The organism is Stenotrophomonas sp. CFBP 13725 (genome assembly GCF_014841935.1).
GTDB lineage: Bacteria > Pseudomonadota > Gammaproteobacteria > Xanthomonadales > Xanthomonadaceae > Stenotrophomonas.
The window spans coordinates 391,634-411,473 of the sequence record NZ_JACYUV010000003.1 but is presented as its reverse complement, the minus strand read 5'-3'; the positions used below and the strand labels follow the sequence as shown (position 1 = coordinate 411,473).

Genomic DNA, 19,840 nt, shown 5'->3' with positions numbered 1-19,840 from the left:
ATGTAACTGAAACCATCCTGCCCCTTCCCCATGTCGTGCCCGCAACCGGAGTTTCCATGTCCCACCGCCTGACCGCGTCGCCCTTGGGCGTCGCCATCGCGTTCGCACTGTTCCCCCTGCTGGCCACCGCGCAGCACGCCACCAACCTGGACACGGTGATCGTGACCGGCACCCGCGCATCGGACCGCACCGTGCTGGAGTCCATTTCGCCGGTGGACGTGCTCACGGCAGAAGACATCCGCAAGGCCGGCGTGATCAATGGCGAGCTCGGCAGCGCGCTGCAATCGTTGCTGCCCTCCTTCAACTTCCCGCGCCAGTCCAACTCGGGCGGTGCCGATCACGTGCGCGCTGCGCAGTTGCGTGGCCTGTCGCCGGACCAGGTACTGGTGCTGGTCAACGGCAAGCGCCGCCACCACAGCGCACTGGTCAGCACCGGCAGCAAGATCGGCCGCGGCACCACACCGGTGGACTTCAACGCCATCCCGGTCAGCGCGATCAAGCGCATCGAAGTGCTGCGCGATGGTGCCGGCGCGCTGTACGGATCGGACGCGGTGGCAGGTGTCATCAACGTGATCCTGGACAACACGCCGGAAGGTGGCGCCATCGAGGCCAGCTTCGGCGCACACCACACCGACCTCAAGCCGATCGGCCGCACCCTGACCGATGGCCAGACCGGCAATTTCAGCGCCAACGTCGGCACCGCACTCAGCGACGACGGCGGCTTCCTGCGCGTCGGCGTGGAGTACAAGAACCGCGAAGCCACCAATCGCGCCGGCTTCGACCAGATCCCGCCGTGGGACCAGACCGATGCCAACCTGGCGCTGCGGGGCCAGCGCAATTACGTCCTGGGCGACGGTGCCAGCAAGGACCTCAACGCCTGGTTGAACACGGAGATCCCGTTCGGCGAAACCAGTACGTTCTACGCCTTCGGTACCTACAACCAGCGCGACAGCGAGGGCGCCAACTACTTCCGCTACCCCGACGGCGAAGCGAACTGGAAGGAGCTCTATCCCAACGGCTACCGCCCGATCTCCGAAGGCGAGAACCGCGACGTGCAGGCGGTGGCCGGTGCCCGTGGGCAGTGGGGCGAATGGACCTATGACGCCAGCCTGGACTTCGGCCAGAACGACTTCACCTACCGCATGCGCAACACCTTGAACGCATCGCTGGGCCCGACCAGCCCGACGCGCTTCAAGACCGCCGATTACCAGTACGCGCAGACCGTGGCCAACCTCGACCTTGGCCGGGTTTTCCAGCAGGGCGAGGACATCACCCACAGCGTGGGCGTGGGCGCCGAAGCCCGCCATGAGCGCTATGAAACGCGCCCGGGCGATCCAGCAAGCTATGCGGCCGGCCCGTTCACCGACCGGCCCACCGGCTCGCAGGCGGGCGGCGGCCTGACCCCACAGGACGCAGCCGACCTCGCCCGCGACGTCGCCAGCGTCTACGCCAGCGTCTCCAGTCAGTTCGGCGAGCACCTTTCCAGTGATGTCGCGGCGCGCTACGAGCATCACGATGATTTCGGCGGCGAGCTGACCGGCAAGCTCGGCCTGCGCTACGAGTTCACTCCCGCCTTCGCCGTACGCGGCTCGGTCTCGAACAACTACCGGGCACCTTCGCTGGCACAGATCGGCTACGAGTCCACCTCCACCGGCTATAACGCCGCAGGCCAACTGGTGCAGGGGCGGCTGCTGTCGGTGAACAATCCGATCGCCCGCGGCCTCGGCGCCAGCGACCTGAAGCCGGAGAAGTCGCTCAACACCAGCCTGGGTTTCACCAGCCGCATCGGTGAGAACTTCGACGTGTCACTGGACCTGTTCCAGATCGACATCGATGACCGCATTGCGCTGTCCGAAGCGATCACCGGCGATGCGCTGACAGCATTCGTGCAGCAGCAGTACGGCGTCGCCGGCCTTGAAAGCGCCAGCTTCTTCGTCAACGCCGCCGATACCCGCACCCGGGGTGCCGAACTGGTCGCCAACTGGCGGCATGCCGTGGGCAATGGCCAGCTGCAGCTGACCGGCACCTGGGCATACGCCAAGACCGAGCTCAAGAACGTGCTGCCGACCCCTGCGGCGCTGCAAGCGCTGGATCCAGCGTATGTGTTGTTCGGCGTGGAGGAAAGCAACACCCTCACCGATGCAACCCCGCGTACGCGTGCGCAGTTTTCTGCCTCGTGGAGCAATGATCGCTGGTCACTGACCAGCCGTGTCAGCCGGCATGGCAGCGCCACGCGGGTGTTCAACTTCGGCGGTGGCTTCGAGCCCACCCAGACCTACCAGGCCGAGTGGCAGCTGGACGCGGAAGCGGAATACCGCATCACCCCGCAGTGGAGCGTGGCGATCGGTGGCCAGAATCTGACTGACAACTATCCCGACCTGTCCAACGAAGACATCTACTACTACGGCAATCTGCCCTACGACGTGTTGTCACCGATCGGCAGCAACGGCGCGTACTTCTATGGGCGGGTGCGTTACACGTTCTGAGGCCGGACGCCGGGGTCGGATCGCCTGCGCACAGCGAAGGCGATCCGACCCCGCGCTTTACACCGCGATGACCTGGCGCTCACACCGGCGCTGGCATCGTGCCCGGCATGGCAAACGACCTTCCCCTACGTCCGCCGCCACCGTTGCTGGACGACGCCTGCGCGTTGTTCCTCGACGTCGATGGCACCTTGATCGAATTCGCAGACAGCCCCGACGCGGTGACGTTGTTGCCCGAAGTGCGAGAGGCCATCGGTCGCATCAGTGACCGACTCGAGGGCGCCGTCGCCCTGGTCAGCGGCCGCCCGCTGGCCCAGCTCGATGCGCTGTTCGCCCCCATGCACCTGCCCGCCGCGGGCCTGCATGGCCATCAGCTCCGCGACGCCTCCGGCACCGTCCACGACACCACCGAAGATGAAAGCACCACCGAGTGGCTGCATGCACTGCACCAGCAGGCCATGCGTTTTGCCCATGGCCACCCTGGTGTGCTGGTGGAAGACAAGGGTCCGAGCATGGCCCTGCACTGGCGTGCCGCACCGCATGCGGCCGAGCAGGTCCGCGCGTTCGCCGACCGTCATATCCGCGGCAACGCCGGCTATCGGCTGCAACCCGGCGACCATGTTGTCGAATTCGTCCCGGTCGGCAGCGACAAGGGCCGCGCCGTACGCCGGATGATGCAGTACCTGCCCTTCCGTGGGCGCCTGCCGGTGTTCCTGGGCGACGACCTGACGGACGAACACGGCTTCGAGGCCGCCAACAGCCTGCATGGCTGGAGCGTGCTGGTAGGTGAACGTGACCCCAGCATGGCGGTGTTCCAGCTCAAGGACATACGCAGCGTGCACGCATGGTTGCGTGAGAATGCCTGGTAGGCCGGCCCCCACGGCTGCAGACGAGATGTTCCGCCCATGACCCACCCTGATCTGAACCTCGGCGTTGTCGGCAACGGCAGTTTTGGTGCGTTGATCGACCGCCAGGCCCGCGTTGTCTGGAGTTGCCTCCCTACCTTCGACGGTGACCCCACCTTCTGTGCCCTGCTCAGCCCCAACCAACAGGAAGGCGGTGACTTCACCGTTGAACTGGAGGACCTGGACAGCACCGAGCAGGAGTACTTCAGCAACACCGCGATCCTGCGGACGGTGTTGCGCGATACCCACGGCGGCGCGATCGAGATCATCGACTTCGCCCCGCGCTGGCGCCAGAACGACCGCTTCTACCGGCCCGTCAGCCTTATCCGCCAGGTGCGCCCGATCTCGGGCAGCCCGCGCATCCGCGTATTGGCGCGGCCCTTGGCAGACTGGGGCCAGCGCGTGCCGGACTCCACCTGGGGCAGCAACCACGTGCGCTGGGTCCTGCCTGACCACGTGTTGCGCCTGACCACCGATGTGCCCATCCGCTTCGTGCGCGAGAGCCTGCCCTTCGTCCTCAACCATCCCGTCCACCTGGTGCTGGGCGTGGACGAATCCCTGAACCGCTCACTCAGCGGCTATGTGCAGGAAGCCTTCCAGCGCACGCGGGATTACTGGCGCGAGTGGGTCCGCTATCTTTCCATTCCGCTGGAGTGGCAGGACGCGGTGATCCGCAGCGCGATCACGCTGAAGTTGTGCCAGTACGAGGACAGCGGCGCGATCATCGCCGCCATGACGACGTCCATCCCGGAAGCACCCGGCAGCATCCGCAACTGGGATTACCGCTATTGCTGGCTGCGCGATGCGGCCTTCGTGGTGCGTTCGCTCAACCGCCTGGGTGCTACCCGCACCATGGAGCAGTTCCTCGGCTACATCTTCAATCTCGCCACCGCCGACGGCACCTTGCAGCCGTTGTACGGCATCGGCTTCGAGGCCACGCTGGACGAGCACGAAGTGCCTTCGTTGTCCGGCTACCGTGGCATGGGCCCGGTGCGCCGCGGCAATCTGGCCTGGGTGCAGCGCCAGCATGATGTGTACGGCAGCGTGGTGCTGGCCTCGACCCAGCTGTTCTTCGACCGTCGCCTGCAGGACCCCGGCGATGAGCATGCGTTCGCGCGCCTGGAGCCGCTGGGCGAACAGGCGTTCCTGCTGCACGACGTTCCCGATGCCGGCCTGTGGGAGTTCCGTGGCCGCACCGAAGTGCATACGTACACCGCGGCGATGTGCTGGGCCGCCTGTGATCGCCTGTGCAAGATCGCCGTGCGCCTGAAGCTCGACGACCGCGCAGACTACTGGCGCGGTCGCGCCGATACCATCCACCAGCGCATCATGCGCGAGTCGTGGAGTGAAGAACTCGGCCACTTCACCGATGCCTTCGGCGGCCACCGCCTGGATGCCTCGTTGCTGCTGCTCGCGGACATCGGTTTCATCGAAGCAAAAGATGCGCGCTTCGTCGCCACCGTCGAAGCCATCGGCCGCGACCTGAAGCATGGCGATGCGCTGTACCGCTACGTCGCGCCGGACGATTTCGGCGAGCCGGAGACCAGTTTCACCATCTGCACGTTCTGGTACATCGACGCACTCGCCGCGATCGGTCGCATGGACGAAGCACGCGCGATGTTCGAGGTCCTGTTGTCGCGCCGCAACCATCTGGGCCTGCTGTCCGAAGATCTGTCCTTCGAGACCGGTGAGGCCTGGGGCAACTTCCCGCAGACGTACTCGCACGTGGGTCTGATCACCGCGGCTATGCGCTTGTCGCGTTCCTGGCAGGAGGCCTCGTGAGTCGGCTCGTCGTTGTTTCCAATCGGGTTGCGATCCCCGGCGACACGCGGCCCGGCGGCCTGGCGGTCGGCCTGCTCGCCGCGCTGAAGGAGCGCGGCGGTGTGTGGTTCGGCTGGAGTGGCAAGTCGGTCAAGGAAAACAGCGGCGCGCTGCACGAACAGGTCGAGGGTGACATCCGCTACGTCACCATGGACCTCAACAAGCGCGACGTGGATGGCTATTACAACGGCTTCGCGAACCGCACGTTGTGGCCGCTGCTGCACTTCCGCCTGGACCTGGTGGACTACGACCGGGGCACGCGCGAGACCTACCACCGTGTCAACGAGCTGTTCGCCAGCAAACTCGCGCCGCTGCTGCGCGAGGACGACATCGTCTGGATCCACGACTACCACCTGATCCCGCTCGCGGCCATGCTGCGCGAGCGCGGCATCGGCTGCCGGATCGGCTTCTTCTTGCACGTGCCGATGCCGTCGGCCGATCTGCTGCAGGCGATGCCGGACCATCTGCGCCTGTTTTCCTCGCTGTACGCCTGCGACCTGGTGGGCTTCCAGACCCAGCGCGATGCGGATCGGTTCCAGACCTATCTGCGATTGTTCGGCGGGGGGCGCGTGCTCGGCGATGGCCAACTGGAAGCCCCGGATGGTCGGCACTTCCGCGCGGCGGCCTTTCCCATCGGCATCGATACCGAACGTATCGCCCAGCAGGCCAAGGCGGCCGCCAACAAGACCGCGGTCAAGGACCTGCGCAACAGCCTGCGCAACCGGCAGCTGGCGATCGGCGTGGACCGGCTGGACTACTCCAAGGGCCTGCCGGAGCGCTTCCAGGGATTCGAGCGTTATCTGGAACGCCACGCTGACCAGCATGGCAGCTTGACCTATCTGCAGATCGCGCCCGTCTCACGCGGCGACGTCACCGAGTACCGCCACCTGCGCAGCCAGCTGGAGCAGATCGCCGGACACATCAACGGGGGCCACGCCGCACCGGACTGGACGCCCCTGCGCTACGTCAACCAGAACTTCACCCATTCCACGCTGACCGGCTTCTACCGGGCGGCGGCCGTGGGACTGGTGACCCCGCTCCGCGATGGCATGAACCTGGTCGCCAAGGAATACGTGGCCTCGCAGGATCCGGAGAACCCGGGGGTGCTGGTGTTGTCCCTGTTGGCCGGTGCGGCCGATGAGATGAAGCAGGCGCTGCTGGTCAATCCGCATGATCTGGACGGCGTGGCCGATGCCATTGCCACCGCTGCCACGATGCCGCTGAAACGCCGCCAGGAGCGCTGGCACGCGATGATGGAGCACCTGCGCACGTATGACATCAATCACTGGCGGCAGAGCTTCCTGCAGGCCCTGGAAGCCTGAACCGGTAGCGCCGTTCCAGGGTCGGCGAGCACAGCGGGCCGTGGCCGAACACATTCCGCCGAGCACGGCTCGGCGCTACCAGAGCATCCGACATCGGTCGCGCCGACCCACGGTCGGCGAGCGCAGCGGGCCGTTGCCGGACACACGCCGCCGGGCACGGCTCGGCGCTACCAGTGCATCCGCCACCGGTAGCGCCGACCCACGGTCGGCGAGCACAGCGGGCCGTGGCCGGACACATTCCGCCGAGCACGGCTCGGCGCTACCAGAGCATCCGACATCGGTAGCGCCGTTCCACGGTCGGCGAGCGCAGCGGGCCGTGGCCGGACACACGCCGCCGAGCACGGCTCGGCGCTACCAGAGCATCGGACATCGGTAGCGCCGACCCATGGTCGGCGAGCGCAGCGGGCCGTGGCCGGACACATTCCGCCGAGGACGGCTCGGCGCTACCAGAGCATCGGACGTCGGTAGCGCCGACCCACGGTCGGCGAGCGCAGCGGGCCGTTGCCGGACACATTCCGCCGAGCACGGCTCGGCGCTACCAGAGCACCCGACATCGGTAGCGCCGACCCACGGTCGGCGAGCGCAGCGGGCCGTGGCCGGACACATTCCGCCGAGCACGGCTCGGCGCTACCAAAGCATCCGACATCGGTCGCGCCGACCCATGGTCGGCGAGCGCAGCGGGCCGTTGCCGGACACATTCCGCCGAGCACGGCTCGGCGCTACCAGAGCGTCCGACATCGGTAGCGCCGACCCCTGGTCGGCGAGCGCAGCGGGCCGTGGCCGGACACACGCTGCCGAGCACGGCTCGGCGCTACCAGAGCATCGGACATCGGTAGCGCCGACCCATGGTCGGCGAGCGCAGCGGGACGTGGGCGGACACATTCCGACGAGCACGGCTCGGCGCTACGCCATCCACACCAGCGTGGCCATGCGCCCGGTACGGCGGTCTCGCCGGTGCGAGAAAAATCCCGGATCTGCGATCGTTGACAGCGTGTCACCGTGGACATCGGCTGCGTTCATGCCAGCCGCCTGCAGCCGCTGCCGCGCAAGTGCGTACAGGTCGACCTTCCAATGCCCCGCCCGCGTCGCCGCGAAGGCAGCGCCCGCCGCGGCATCGTGCCCGACGAACGCCCGGTAGACGTCCTCGCCGATTTCATACTCCGCCGGGCCCGCTGCCGGACCCAGCCATGCCACCAGATCGGCCGGTGCCGTCTCCATCGCCGCGACCGTCTGCTCCAACATCCCGTCAGCCAGCCCCCGCCACCCTGCGTGGGCAGCGCCCACCTCCCTACCATCGCGCGCAGCCAATACCAGCGGCAGGCAGTCGGCAGTCAGGATGGCCAGCACGACACCGGGGACCGATGTCACCGCGGCATCGGCGACCGGTTCGCCGCTTCCCTCCGCAGGCGCTGCATCAAAGCGCAGCACCGTCGTGCCATGGACCTGCCGCAGCCAATGCGGCGTGGAAGGCAGGCCAAGCCCCTCCTGCAACAGGCGACGATTGGACTCCACACTGGCGGGAATGTCGCCGTCAGCGGTGTGTCGATTGCCCAGATTGAACTGGTCGAACGGAGGCTGCGACACCCCCGCTCCGTACCGCCGCGTGGTCAACGCGTGCACGCCGGCCGGGGCTGGCCAATCCGGCGTCAGCAACGGCAGCGCACCCCCACTCACCAGCGGTTCCGCTCGCGTTCGGCGAAGGCCTTACTGTCGTCGTGCAGGGCTTTCATCAGCTGCAGCATGTCCGCCGGCGCGGGGGCGGTGTTACGCACCGGCTCCCCGGTGATCGGATGGTTGAATTCCAGTGTCTCGGCATGCAGTGCCTGCCGCTTGAATCCGCGCAGCGCAGCGACGAGCTCGTCACTGGCGCCCTTCGGCAGCTTCAACGCACCGCCGTACAACTGGTCACCGACGATCGCGTGGCGCAGATGCGCCATATGCACACGGATCTGGTGGGTACGGCCCGTCTCCAGACGACATTCCAGCGCGGTGTGCGCGCGGAACCGTTCGCGCAGGCGGTAGTGGGTGATCGCTTCCTTGCCGTCTTCGCGCACGCCCATTTTCAGGCGGTCACGGGGGTGGCGATCGATCGGCGCGTCGGCCGTGCCACCGGCCACCAGCGCCCCCACCACGACGGCCAGGTACTGGCGGTGCACCTGGCGCTCGGACAACTGCTCCACGAGGGCGGTCTGCGCCTGGATGGTGCGGGCGATGACCATCACACCACTGGTATCTTTATCCAGGCGATGCACGATGCCAGCGCGCGGCAGCGCCGACACCGACGCATCGCGGTACAGCAGTGCGTTGACCAGCGTGCCGCTGGAATTACCGGCACCCGGATGCACCACCAGGCCCACCGGCTTGTTGATCACCAGCAGGTGCTCATCCTCGAACAGCACATCCAGCGGGATGTCTTCCGGCTCGGCGTGGGTCTGGGTTTCCAGCACAGCGTTCAGGGTGGCGACCTCACCGCCACGGACCGGGTCGCGTCCGCGCACGGTGACCCCGTCCAGCAGCACATCGCCGGATTTGATCCATTCGGTCAGCTTGGAGCGGGAGTATTCCGGAAACAGCTCGGCCAGCACCGCATCGAAGCGGCGGCCTGCAGCGGTATCGGGGACGGTGGCCTGGCGGGCCTGTTCAGCAGAGGAATCGGACATGGCGGCAACTTTTCAAGACGAAATCGGGGATCCCGGCGACCTGTTTCAGTCGCTGGACAGGACACTAGGCTATCATCGACCCTTCGTATTCCAGCCGCGTCCCGCCTTGACACCATGATCCGACGCTCTTCCCCGTTCTTCGCGCCCGTCCGCCTGACCGCCCTGCTGCTGGTCCTGGTGATCGCCGCCACCGGCTGCAACCGCGGCACCAAGGGCGATAACCCTGATGATGGCCTGCCGGTCGAGACGTTGTACCAGAAGGGCCACGGCCTGATGGAAGGCGGCAACTGGAGCGGCGCCGAGGCCAGCTTCCGCCGCCTGGTGGCCCAGTATCCGTACGGTCCCTATACCGAGCAGGCGATGATCGAAACCGCCTACGCCCAGTACAAGGCCGGCAAGAACGATGACGCGGTGTCCAGCGTCGATCGCTTCATCCGGACCTACCCGACCCACCGCAACGTGTCGTATCTGTACTACCTGCGTGGCTTGGCCAACAGTAATCGCGATACGGTTTTCCTCCGCCGCGTATGGTCGCTCGATGCAAGCCGCCGCGATCTGTCCACGCCGCGTCAGGCTTTTGCGGACTTCAACATCGTCGTCGACCGCTATCCGAACAGCCGCTACGCCGCGGATGCGCGCAAGCGCATGATCGACCTGCGCGACGTATTCGCCCAGCACGAGCTGGACAATGCGCTGTACTACCTGCGTCGCGAGGCGTGGCTGTCGGCCGCAGGCCGTGCCACCTATCTGCTGGAGACCTATCCGCAGAGTGCCTACCAGTACGACGCGGTGGCGGTGCTGGCAGACGCCTACACCCACGCAGGCAACAAGGTCCTGGCCGACGACGCCCGTCGCGTTCTGGAGCTGAACGCTCCGGATCATCCGTGGCTGAAGAACGAGTGGCCGAACTACCCGTGGATGGTCCGCAAGCTCAACCCGTTCGCGGGTGAGAAGTCGGCCACCACCGGCCAGCGCAATGCGACGATGAACCGCAAGTAGGTCGCAACGGTATACCGGTCAGACAAACGCCCCGCTTTCGCGGGGCGTTTTTTTTGCAGGTCAGTGCGGAACTCTCAGCCGAGGCCGTGCTTCCGATTCAGGAAGTGCGCCAGTTCCTGCAGCATGCGCGTGACCTGCTTGTCGGAAAGGTCCGCATTACGCTCCCCCTGAGCCCCCAGACAGTGTGCGACGACAAACGATCTCTCGTGCGAACCCGCACCGAGTTCGCTGATGCACGCTGCGAGTGCGGGCTGCAGTGACGTGTACAAGACGGCAGGATCGGCACCGACGGCGTCTGCGTGCAGGGCCTGTACGCCGCCCTCTGCCCTGCTCCCACGCATCAGCGCTGTGACGACGATGGTCCACCACGTCGCCGCATTGTGCAGCAGGCGACCCGGCGCCAGCACATCCAATGCGCCCATCACCGTCCTATCCAGCGGCGCTGCCGTGTTGCTTACCCCGCGCAGCGCCGCGCCGAACTGCAGTAACCCAGGTGATCGCGCATCATCGGGCGCCCGCTGCACGACGCAAGCGCCCGGACAGGTTGTCGAGAGGACCATCCCTGCACCTCGCGAGTGCTCACGATGCGCTCCCTGCTCCGGCGGCATGGCGCTCATTGAGCCGTTGTGCGAGCTCGGCCAGCACGAACCTCAGCTGGCCCTTGGTGATGGGCACTACGCTGTCCACCGGGTACCGCTGATCCAACGCGTTTTCAACAGCCCCGAGCGCGGAGTCATCCAAACGCTGCGGCTGCAGCTGATAGGCCTGCGCAGCCAGCCGATGAACCACTGAGCGCAGCTGCAGACCGGCTTGGCTGCAAGCACCACGCAACGCCTCTCGGTGGTCAGACTGCTCCACCAGCGCGTACAGGTCCTGGCCGGTGCAGGGCCGCCTCATCTGCGTGAACGACTCACCCAGCCGCTCCCTCAGCGCGTGGCGAAGCCCGCCCAGCGCCTTGTGGTAGACGGGATCTGCAGCAGCTTTTGGATGCAGTTCGTTGAAGAGTTCCTCGGCACCTTCATCCTGTCCCGCCTCTTCATCGCCCGCTACAGCCGGCTGCAGGGTCTGTACCGTGCGGTCGACCACGTCCAGACACGCGCTATCACCGGATTGGCCGCACACCTCCATCGCCTCGGCAACAAGGCAGTGTGCCTTGGCATGATCGGGCTCGGCTTTGCCCGCTGTGAGTGTATCGCCGACCTTTTTCATGCACGCCTGCAACCTGGCCAGCACGTTCTGATCGAACATGGCCTCCAGCGCGGTTGGACGCCAGCCGCTCTCACGCTCCTGCTCCACTGCAAATGCGGGATCTTCGTCGAGGTGAAGGAACTCGGCATCCGCGCCCCCCCCAGCCGCTGCTGCGCAGTAAATCAATACGGTCCCATTGCGGATGTCCGGCGATATCCGGACTGAAGGGAGGGGCGATGTGCCTGGAGCCGCGCGCCTGTGCATTGGCTACGGCGGACAGAACGAAGCCAATCGTGAGCCATGGCGCAGCGTTATGCAGCACGCGCCGGGGTGTCATCAGATCACACACCCCCTGCAGTGCCCTTCCCACTCCGGCGGCGACGTTGCCGACCCAAGCTGGCACGAGTCGCTGCTGCCCACGGAACGGTGTTGATCCATGATCACGCCCTCCCCGCGCCATGGTGCAGGGGGCGGCAAGCACGGGAGCTGCTGGAATTTCCATGTCGATGTCCTTCTCTCAAGTGATGATGAATCCGCCTCAGCGTCCTGCCGCTGTCGTCAGTGCCGGTTCAACCAAGCGGCCAACAAGCCGGTGACGTGATCGCGCTGAAGGTCACTGGCCGCCCTTCCATCAGCCTGCGGCAGCGAAAGGTTGAGCCACTCGTCCAGTTCCGGACCCAGCGCGCTGGCGTAATGTTCAGGGCGAGCGTCGACCAGGTCATGGCCGATGCGCTGCAACAGAGGATGCAGGGCTGCCCCTGCAGCACGCAGCGCCCAGTCGAAACGCTCCATGGCACGGCTGCCGATCGGTTCGACCCTGTCAAGCTGTCGCACGCGCGCCAACAGATCACCACCCGCCATACCCGGCGGCACGGCAGCTGGATCGGATTCGATCAGATCGAAATAGGCCGATTCCAGCCTCTGCAGAATCTGCTGATACTCACCGGTAGTTCGGGCGTTGTGCTGGATCACGTCCTGCAGGTCGGGCAACGTAAGAGCCACCGCGGCGGGGCGGGGGCCCGGCGCATGGCGGTGTACCCGCTGCTCCAGCGCGCGCTTGGCGTGTCGGCCAAGAGCGCGCAGGCACGACGGATCGTCTCCCGCTTTACAGGCCGCTACGGCCTGCTCCTGCAGACACAACGCCTCGGCACGGGAATCGGGTAGCGCGTACGCCTGGCGCCGTTGCAGGCAGCCATGCAGCTGCCTGTCATCATCCCGCAACGGTAGGGCAATCGGGCCAGACCTGTCGCCGGCATTGGCCGGCACCTGCCAGTGACGACCCTCATTGCAGATGTCGGAAAGGGTGAGCCCCATCAACGGGCGCGTGTGCTGGTCGCCCTCCGCTGAACGGCGCCCCTGCACTGCAGCTCCCAGGCCCAGCGCAAATACAATACTTTCGTAAATCCTCATCTGCGCCACCTCCTTTGTCTGCGTCGATTTCCCGTCGGTAGCGCGGCTGACAGGCGTAACACCGGGCGCCTTGCCGGGGCATCAACTGCCGGGATGCCCTGGGTCGCGGTCATTGAGCCAGAAGGCAAGTTCCTGCAATACCTGCGTCGCCTGCTCACGCGTCAATTTCGCCTGCCCCGCCTGCGGGTACCGGACAGCGACGTCCTGCAGGAAATCCGCATGCCATTGTTTGTCCACCAGCTCGGGACGCTGGATGAAGACCCGCCCTCCTGCCTCAGCCAGAGCGCGCCCCAGTTGCACGGCCGGCGCTATGGCCGCCTTCCAGAAGCGCCGGCCCTGCAGCGGATCGCCGATGAGTAGCTGCACCTCGTCGGCGGAATAGCGAACGGCGGTATCGGTCAGATCACGTCGGGTCTGCTTGCTCAGCGCCGTGTACAGTGCTGACATCGAGGTGCCATATTCGTCCGAGTCCTGAAAACGCTGCCGTGTTTCCTCTTCTGCCTTCTGCAATGCGTGGGGCGCTGTGAGCTGTTCATCACGGACGAGCTCGTTGCTTCTCGACTCAATGTCAGCCTGAAGGTTATCGGCTGCGCTTTTTACTGCCTGCTGCCTGCCCCTCTCCAGCGTTCTTTCCGCTACATCCACGCAGCCGAGATCCGCCCCCCGCGCGCAGGTACGCAGCGTAGACTCCATCTGGCATTGGGCTACACGGCGTTCAGCGGGAAGCTGACCGGCACCGGTCCGCCCCAGGCAAGCGCGCAGTTCAGGAACATCGAGATCCAAAAGGTAATTGGCCTCGGTCTGATAACCACCGCCATGGCGGAGCGGGCTGGCCGCTGCGTTGTAAATTCGCGACAACAGCAGTGCGCCAGTGACCACGTGCTTGAGCCCATGCAACACGCGGTTGGGCGCCACTTGGTTCAACACGGTGATTACCGCATCGCCGATGCGGCGTAACGCTTTGGCAGCACCGATGGCCGCATCGGTGCTGCGCCCGGCAAGGGAAAACGAGGGCGGCGGGGTGGAGCAGATGGAAAGGGGCATGCGTTCGGCACAGACAGGGGAAGGTCTGCTGAACGTTAATCAACGTCGCAGCCCGCCACTGCCATTTCCCGCGCACGCGCGCACCGATGCACGCTGGCCGACAGCGCTCAGCCCGTATAGCCGTTGGTGATCGGGTAACGCCGCTCGCGCCCGAACGCGCGTCGCGACACCTTCGGTCCCGGCGCGGCCTGATGACGCTTCCACTCGCTGATGCGCACCAACCGCAGCACCCGGTCCACGACCTCGGTGGCGTAGCCGGCCGCAATGATTTCTTCGCGTGACTGTTCCTGGTCCACGAACCGGTACAGGATGCCATCGAGCACGTCGTACGCCGGCAACGAGTCCTGATCGGTCTGGTTGTCGCGCAGCTCGGCCGATGGCGGCCGGCTGATCACCGCAGGCGGAATGACCGGCGCGCCCCCCACGGTGTTGCGCCACTTCGCCAGGCCGAACACTTCTGTCTTGTACAGGTCTTTCAACGGCGCGTAGCCACCGCACATGTCGCCGTAGATGGTCGCGTAGCCCACGGCATACTCGCTCTTGTTTCCCGTGGTGAGCAGCAGCCCGCCGAACTTGTTCGCCAGCGCCATCAGGATCACCCCCCGGCTGCGGCTCTGCAGGTTCTCTTCGGTGATGTCGGGCGTGGTGCCTTCGAACATCGGCGCCAACGCCTCCATCAGGCCCTTGAACGCCGGCTCGATCGACACCTGCTCCAGCTTAACTCCCAGCGCCTCGCATTGCTCGGCGGCCAGGTCATTGGACAGCCCTGCGGTGTAGCGCGATGGCAGCCGAACGGCCGTGACATTCTCCGCTCCCAGTGCATCCACGGCCATCGCCAGGACCAGCGCCGAATCAATGCCGCCGGACAGGCCCAGCCAGACTTTCTGGAAGCCGTTCTTGGCGCAGTAATCCTGCAACCCACGGGTCACCGCGCGCCAAGCCAGCGCGTCCATGCTTTCATCGCCGTCGTCCATCCACAGCAGCGGCAGGAACCGGCGCTGCTCGCTCTCGTATTCCACGACCAGCCACTGCTCGGTGAACGCAGCGGCCGCCGGGTGGACTGTGCCATCGGCATCGGCCACCACCGATGCGCCGTCGAACACCAGCGCATCCTGGCCGCCGACCACGTTGAGGTAGGCGATCGCCGCACCGCTTTCCCGCGTGCGCGCCGCCAGCACAGCATCGCGCTGCGCGTGCTTGCCGCGCTCGTAAGGTGAGGCATTGGGCACCACCACCAACTGCGCCCCACTGCGCACGGTATCGGCCAGCGGTTCGGCAAACCACAGGTCTTCGCAGATCAGCACGCCCACCGGCACGCCGTTGACCTCGAACACGCAGCTGGGGCCGTCCGGATCGATGTCGAAATACCGGCGCTCGTCGAACACGGCGTAGTTGGGCAGCTCGCGCTTGCGGTATGTTTTTTCCACGATGCCATCGCGGAGCACGCTGGCGGCGTTGTACACCACCGGTCCGGCCGGCTGCGGCCAACCCACTACCGCCGTGATGCCTTTGCACGATGCCGCGATGCGTTCCATCGCCTGCTCACAGTGGCGCAGGAAGCCGGGGCGCAGCAACAGGTCTTCCGGTGGATAGCCACTGATGGCCAGTTCCGGGAACACCACCAGGTCGGCACCGTGGTCGTCGCGCGCCTGCTCGATCATTTCGATGATGCGATCGGTGTTGGCGGCGACCGCGCCGACCGGAAAATCAAACTGCGCCATCGCGATGCGGATCGAAGCCATGAAGATTCCAGCCTGTGGTTGCTATGCCGCCATTGTAGCGCCGAGCCATGGCGGGCGATCCTGCTGCAACCTTGCGGACGCCCTCCGCCGAGCATGGCTCGGCGCTACCTGCCGTGCTGGCGTGCTGCCGTCCTGCCGGAGCGCTGCGCCCATACGCAGAAAGCCGCCCAAAGGCGGCTTTCTGTTTTCGCTGGCAGTCGCCGAGCTGGGCCCGGCGCTACCGATCATGCCGGCCGGGGCCGACAGCGATCTTACTTGACCAGCTTGGCGATGGCCGCGCCCAGGTCGCCCGGCGAACGCACCGTGACCACGCCCGCAGCTTCCATCGCCGCGAACTTGCCTTCCGCCGTGCCCTTGCCGCCCGATGCGATCGCACCGGCATGGCCCATGCGCTTGCCGGCCGGTGCCGACGCGCCGGCGATGAAGCCGACGACCGGCTTCTTCACGAACTGCTTGATGTACTCAGCGCCCGCTTCTTCGGCGTCGCCGCCGATTTCGCCGACCATGATGATGCCCAGGGTCTGCGGATCTTCGTTGAACAGCTTGAGGCAGTCGACGAAGTTCAGGCCGTTGATCGGGTCACCGCCGATGCCGATGCAGGTGGACTGGCCCAGGCCGACTTCCGTGGTCTGCTTGACCGCTTCATAGGTCAGGGTGCCCGAACGGGACACGATGCCGATCTTGCCCGGCATGTGGATGTGGCCCGGCATGATGCCGATCTTGCACTCGCCGGGGGTGATGACACCCGGGCAGTTCGGACCGACCAGCACGGTGTCCGGATGGGCACGGGTCAGCACGTTCTTGACGCGCAGCATGTCCAGCACCGGAATGCCTTCGGTGATGCACACGATGACCTTGATGCCGGCCGCAGCCGCTTCCAGGATCGCGTCAGCCGCATACGGCGGCGGCACGTAGATCACCGACGCATCGGCGCCGGTGTTCTGCACGGCATCGGCCACGGTGTTGAACACCGGCAGGTCGATGTGGGTGGTGCCACCCTTGCCCGGGGTCACGCCGCCGACGACCTGGGTGCCGTACTCGATCATCTGGGTCGCGTGGAAGGTGCCCTGCTGGCCGGTAAAGCCCTGCACGATCACCTTGGTGTTCTTGTTGATCAAAACTGACATTGGATTTCCTTCGGTGTCGAATCAGGCGGCGTTCTTGACAGCTTCAACGACCTTCTTGGCGCCGTCGTTGATGTTGTCAGCCGGGATGATGGCCATGCCGCTGTCACGCAGCAGCTGCTTGCCTTCTTCCACGTTGGTGCCTTCCAGACGCACCACGACCGGGACCTTGACGCCCACTTCCTTGACCGCCGCGATGATGCCCTCGGCGATCATGTCGCAGCGGACGATACCGCCGAAGATGTTGACGAAGATGCCTTCGACCTTGTCCGAGGACAGGATCAGCTTGAACGCTTCGATGACGCGCTGCTTGTTCGCACCGCCGCCCACGTCCAGGAAGTTCGCCGGCTCGCCGCCGTTGAGCTTGATGACGTCCATGGTGGCCATGGCCAGGCCTGCGCCGTTGACCATGCAGCCGATGTTGCCGTCCATGGTGACGTAGTTGATGTCCAGCTCCGAAGCGGTCACTTCGGTTTCGTCTTCCTGCGTCTTGTCGCGCATGGCGACCAGGGCCTTCTGACGGAACGCGGCGTTGTCGTCGCTGTCGAACTTGCCGTCCAGCGCGTACAGGTTGCCGTCGTCCAGGATGGCCAGCGGGTTGATTTCAACCAGCGCCAGGTCCTTTTCGTTGAACAGCTTGTACAGGTTCACCATGATGCTGGCGAACTGGCCGGCCTGCTTGGCGGTGAGGCCGAGCTTGAAGCCGAAATCACGGCCGTGGTAACCCTGCACGCCCTCGACGAAGTCGACGTTGAGCGAATGGATCAGCTCAGGCGTTTCGGCAGCGACCTGCTCGATTTCCACGCCGCCTTCCGAAGAAGCGATGTAGGTGATGGTCTTGGTGCCACGGTCGACCAGCACCGAGAGGTACAGCTCCTTGACGATCTCACCGGCGGTGGTCACCAGCACCAGGTTGACCGGCAGCTCGACGCCTGCGGTCTGGTAGGTGGCCATCTTGGTGCCGAGCATCTTGGCCGCAGCGGCCTTCACGTCGTCGGTGGTCTTGCAGAACTTGACGCCGCCAGCCTTGCCTCGGCCGCCAGCGTGGATCTGCGCCTTGACCATCCAGGGGCCCTGGCCCAGCGAGGTCGCTGCTGCGACTGCTTCGTCCGGGGTAGCCGCGACCTTGCCGGCCGGGACGGGAATGCCGTACTCGGCAAGCAGCTGTTTTGACTGGTATTCGTGGAAATTCATGCGTCACCGTGGGAATAGGAACGACCGCACGCATCTCCAAGGCTCCCTCGCAGGAGCACCGGCACGAACAGCGGCGGGCCCGCTATTGTGGCTGACCCCGGCGCGTGGCGCAAAGACGGCGACGCAGAATCCAGCATGCGGCCGTTTTCTGCTGGGATTTCAGGCATTTGTGGTGCCCCCCCCGCGGCGTGCCAGTAGACCCGTCCACGGCCTGCGCGCACGCTGACCCGCCCGAACGGCACGGAGGGACGACAACCGTGCCTATACTGCGCGGCAGCCAGAAGGGGAGTTTTGGCGTGGCACCCACCGCCTCATTGATCGACCGCATCGAGTCCATCCCTCGGCGCGAACTGTATTTCTTCGCCTTGTATCGCCTGCTGATCGCCACGGCGATCGCTGGCCTGATGTTCAGCCCGATGGCCGGGTTGTTGGGCGAGGCGCACCACCCGACGCTGGCCGCTTACGTGTCCGGCGGCTACTGGCTGCTGTCCGTGCTGATGCTGCTGCTCGGCCGCAGCGAGCGCTGGCTGCGGCCCATCGTGCTCGCCGGCGTGACCCTGGACATCCTCGCCGCCTCGTTGCTGGCCCATGCCTTGCCGGGTGCCAGCGCCGGCATCTCGATGTCACTGCTGTTCAACATCGCCGCCGCCGCCACCATGCTGCCGTTGTCGCTCGGGCTTTCCCTGGCGTTGGGTGCGAGCGTGGCCACCGTGGCCGAATACCTGTGGAAGCTGCTGGAGGGCGGCGCCCCCACACGCACGCTGGCCGAGCTGGCCATGTTCACGACCAGCTACCTGGCGCTGGCCTTCATCAGCTCGGAGGTCGCCCACCGTGCACGGCGCAACCAACAGTTGGCCAACCAGCGCGGTGACGAGGTCGCCGACCTGTTCCAGATCAACGAGCTGATCATCCGCCGCATGCGCACCGGCGTACTGGTGGTGGACGGGCAGAACCGCATCACGCTGGCCAATGAGGCGGCGTCGACCCTGCTGGGCGACAGCGGCGGCGACAGTGACGGTGGCCGAGCGGGCTTGGGCCGTGCGGCGCCTGAGCTGTCACGCCGCCTGCAGCGCTGGCGCAATGGCTGGAACCAGGAAGAGGCGCCGCTGCAGCTGTCACCGGACCAGCCGGAGGTACAGCCACGCTTCGCCCGCCTGCGCAGCGGCAGCGACCTGACCCTGATCTTCCTGGACGACACCAGCGTGGTATCGCGGCGGGCCGAATCCCTCACGCTGTCTGCGATGGGGCGCTTCTCGGCCAGCCTTGCCCATGAAATCCGCAACCCACTGGCCGCCATCAACTACGCCGTGCAGCTGCTGGAAGAAGAAGACGGCAACTTCAGCGAAAGCGACCGCCGGCTGCTGCAGATCATCCACCAGCAGTGCCAGCGCACCAATGGCATCGTGGAGAGCGTGCTGGGACTGGCCCGCCGCGAACGCGCCAATCCGGAAAACGTGGACCTGGCGGCCTTCGTGCGCCGCTTCGTACTGGAGTACAAGCAGGGCCTGTCGCTGGAAACCGACAGCGTGGAATCGATCATTTCCGACACCTCCGTCGCGGCCCAGGTGGACCCGCGCCACCTGCACCAGATCCTGACCGCCCTGGTCCACAATGCGCTGAAGTACGGCCGGATCGGCGAGCAGCCCGCCCGTATCCGGCTGCGCGTGGCGCGCCAGGAAAGCGGCCCGGTGGTGGATGTGATGGACCGCGGCCCCGGCATTCCCGATGCGGTGGCGGCACAGCTGTTCAACCCGTTCTTCACCACGTCCGAGCATGGCACCGGCCTGGGCCTGTACATCGCGCGCGAACTCTGCCGCGCCAACCAGGCGCGCCTGGAGTACGTCCCGGTGCCTGCGGGCGGGGCCTGCTTCCGGGTGATCCTGCCCGCGCCGCACGCATTGGTCAGGCCATGATCGCGCCGCACACGCGTCAATGATTTGTCGCTATC

At 66.0% G+C, this 19,840-nt stretch carries 15 protein-coding genes; 6 read left to right on the top strand and 9 right to left on the bottom strand.

What is annotated here, in order from left to right:
- The first annotated feature begins 56 nt into the window (after window positions 1-56).
- The 4 genes from IFT65_RS07895 to otsA all read left to right on the top strand — a co-directional run bounded on the left by IFT65_RS07895 (window position 57) and on the right by otsA (window position 6,531).
- A complete protein-coding gene (locus IFT65_RS07895; protein ID WP_192081001.1) occupies window positions 57-2,486 on the top strand; it encodes a TonB-dependent receptor in 2,430 nt (809 codons plus the stop codon).
- Window positions 2,487-2,593: 107 nt separating this feature from the next.
- On the top strand, window positions 2,594-3,352 hold the full coding sequence (otsB, locus tag IFT65_RS07890; RefSeq protein WP_192081000.1) for a trehalose-phosphatase: 759 nt from the start codon (window positions 2,594-2,596) through the stop codon (window positions 3,350-3,352).
- A gap of 36 nt (window positions 3,353-3,388) precedes the next feature.
- Window positions 3,389-5,170: a glycoside hydrolase family 15 protein gene (locus tag IFT65_RS07885; RefSeq protein ID WP_192080999.1), complete on the top strand. Its 1,782-nt coding sequence runs from the start codon at window positions 3,389-3,391 to the stop codon at window positions 5,168-5,170.
- A complete protein-coding gene (gene otsA, locus IFT65_RS07880; RefSeq protein ID WP_188324764.1) occupies window positions 5,167-6,531 on the top strand; it encodes an alpha,alpha-trehalose-phosphate synthase (UDP-forming) in 1,365 nt (454 codons plus the stop codon). Before IFT65_RS07885 ends, otsA begins: the two co-directional genes overlap by 4 nt.
- Window positions 6,532-7,434: 903 nt before the next feature.
- On the opposite strand, the gene pgeF is transcribed toward otsA, so the two are convergent.
- Complete coding sequence (gene pgeF, locus IFT65_RS07875) at window positions 7,435-8,205, bottom strand: peptidoglycan editing factor PgeF (protein ID WP_192080998.1); 771 nt, start codon at window positions 8,203-8,205, stop codon at window positions 7,435-7,437.
- The gene (rluD, locus tag IFT65_RS07870; protein ID WP_188324766.1) at window positions 8,202-9,191 is read right to left on the bottom strand and encodes a 23S rRNA pseudouridine(1911/1915/1917) synthase RluD; all 990 of its coding nucleotides are present in this window, start codon (window positions 9,189-9,191) and stop codon (window positions 8,202-8,204) included. Before rluD ends, pgeF begins: the two co-directional genes overlap by 4 nt.
- A gap of 114 nt (window positions 9,192-9,305) precedes the next feature.
- Between rluD and IFT65_RS07865 the strand changes: the two genes are divergently transcribed.
- Window positions 9,306-10,190, top strand: a complete 885-nt coding sequence (locus tag IFT65_RS07865) for an outer membrane protein assembly factor BamD (protein ID WP_192080997.1) — start codon at window positions 9,306-9,308, stop codon at window positions 10,188-10,190.
- Window positions 10,191-10,264: 74 nt separating this feature from the next.
- Here the strand turns inward: IFT65_RS07865 and IFT65_RS07860 are convergent, their stop codons facing one another.
- From IFT65_RS07860 to sucC, 7 genes are all read right to left on the bottom strand, one after another.
- Window positions 10,265-10,807, bottom strand: coding sequence for a hypothetical protein (locus tag IFT65_RS07860; protein WP_192080996.1), 543 nt, complete (start codon window positions 10,805-10,807; stop codon window positions 10,265-10,267).
- The gene (locus tag IFT65_RS07855) at window positions 10,770-11,438 is read right to left on the bottom strand and encodes a hypothetical protein (RefSeq protein WP_192080995.1); all 669 of its coding nucleotides are present in this window, start codon (window positions 11,436-11,438) and stop codon (window positions 10,770-10,772) included. The genes IFT65_RS07860 and IFT65_RS07855 overlap by 38 nt, the downstream gene beginning before the upstream one ends.
- 498 nt (window positions 11,439-11,936) lie before the next feature.
- Entirely contained in the window at window positions 11,937-12,788 is an 852-nt protein-coding gene (locus IFT65_RS07850; RefSeq protein WP_192080994.1) for a hypothetical protein, read from the bottom strand.
- 81 nt (window positions 12,789-12,869) lie between these two features.
- Window positions 12,870-13,832: a hypothetical protein gene (locus IFT65_RS07845; RefSeq protein WP_192080993.1), complete on the bottom strand. Its 963-nt coding sequence runs from the start codon at window positions 13,830-13,832 to the stop codon at window positions 12,870-12,872.
- Between the two features lie 107 nt (window positions 13,833-13,939).
- Window positions 13,940-15,574 (bottom strand): NAD+ synthase, encoded by a 1,635-nt coding sequence (locus tag IFT65_RS07840; RefSeq protein WP_188324772.1) that lies wholly within the window; start codon window positions 15,572-15,574, stop codon window positions 13,940-13,942.
- Between the two features lie 251 nt (window positions 15,575-15,825).
- Window positions 15,826-16,701, bottom strand: coding sequence for a succinate--CoA ligase subunit alpha (gene sucD, locus IFT65_RS07835; protein ID WP_188324773.1), 876 nt, complete (start codon window positions 16,699-16,701; stop codon window positions 15,826-15,828).
- Window positions 16,702-16,722: 21 nt separating this feature from the next.
- Entirely contained in the window at window positions 16,723-17,892 is a 1,170-nt protein-coding gene (gene sucC / locus IFT65_RS07830) for an ADP-forming succinate--CoA ligase subunit beta (RefSeq protein ID WP_057506903.1), read from the bottom strand.
- Between the two features lie 296 nt (window positions 17,893-18,188).
- On the opposite strand from sucC, the gene IFT65_RS07825 reads away from it, so the two are divergent.
- Window positions 18,189-19,805 (top strand): ATP-binding protein, encoded by a 1,617-nt coding sequence (locus IFT65_RS07825; protein ID WP_192081061.1) that lies wholly within the window; start codon window positions 18,189-18,191, stop codon window positions 19,803-19,805.
- Window positions 19,806-19,840: the final 35 nt, after the last annotated feature.

What these genes read in the sequence shown, in the direction of transcription:
- IFT65_RS07855 (WP_192080995.1), bottom strand. Translation starts at nt 11,438, where the DNA reads ATGTTCGATCAGAACGTGCTGGCCAGGTTGCAGGCGTGCATGAAAAAG.
- IFT65_RS07850 (WP_192080994.1), bottom strand. Translation starts at nt 12,788, where the DNA reads ATGAGGATTTACGAAAGTATTGTATTTGCGCTGGGCCTGGGAGCTGCA.
- IFT65_RS07845 (WP_192080993.1), bottom strand. Translation starts at nt 13,832, where the DNA reads ATGCCCCTTTCCATCTGCTCCACCCCGCCGCCCTCGTTTTCCCTTGCC.
- IFT65_RS07885 (WP_192080999.1), top strand. Translation starts at nt 3,389, where the DNA reads ATGACCCACCCTGATCTGAACCTCGGCGTTGTCGGCAACGGCAGTTTT.
- IFT65_RS07865 (WP_192080997.1), top strand. Translation starts at nt 9,306, where the DNA reads ATGATCCGACGCTCTTCCCCGTTCTTCGCGCCCGTCCGCCTGACCGCC.
- IFT65_RS07840 (WP_188324772.1), bottom strand. Translation starts at nt 15,574, where the DNA reads ATGGCTTCGATCCGCATCGCGATGGCGCAGTTTGATTTTCCGGTCGGC.
- sucD (WP_188324773.1), bottom strand. Translation starts at nt 16,701, where the DNA reads ATGTCAGTTTTGATCAACAAGAACACCAAGGTGATCGTGCAGGGCTTT.
- sucC (WP_057506903.1), bottom strand. Translation starts at nt 17,892, where the DNA reads ATGAATTTCCACGAATACCAGTCAAAACAGCTGCTTGCCGAGTACGGC.
- IFT65_RS07895 (WP_192081001.1), top strand. Translation starts at nt 57, where the DNA reads ATGTCCCACCGCCTGACCGCGTCGCCCTTGGGCGTCGCCATCGCGTTC.
- otsB (WP_192081000.1), top strand. Translation starts at nt 2,594, where the DNA reads ATGGCAAACGACCTTCCCCTACGTCCGCCGCCACCGTTGCTGGACGAC.
- IFT65_RS07860 (WP_192080996.1), bottom strand. Translation starts at nt 10,807, where the DNA reads ATGAGCGCCATGCCGCCGGAGCAGGGAGCGCATCGTGAGCACTCGCGA.
- rluD (WP_188324766.1), bottom strand. Translation starts at nt 9,191, where the DNA reads ATGTCCGATTCCTCTGCTGAACAGGCCCGCCAGGCCACCGTCCCCGAT.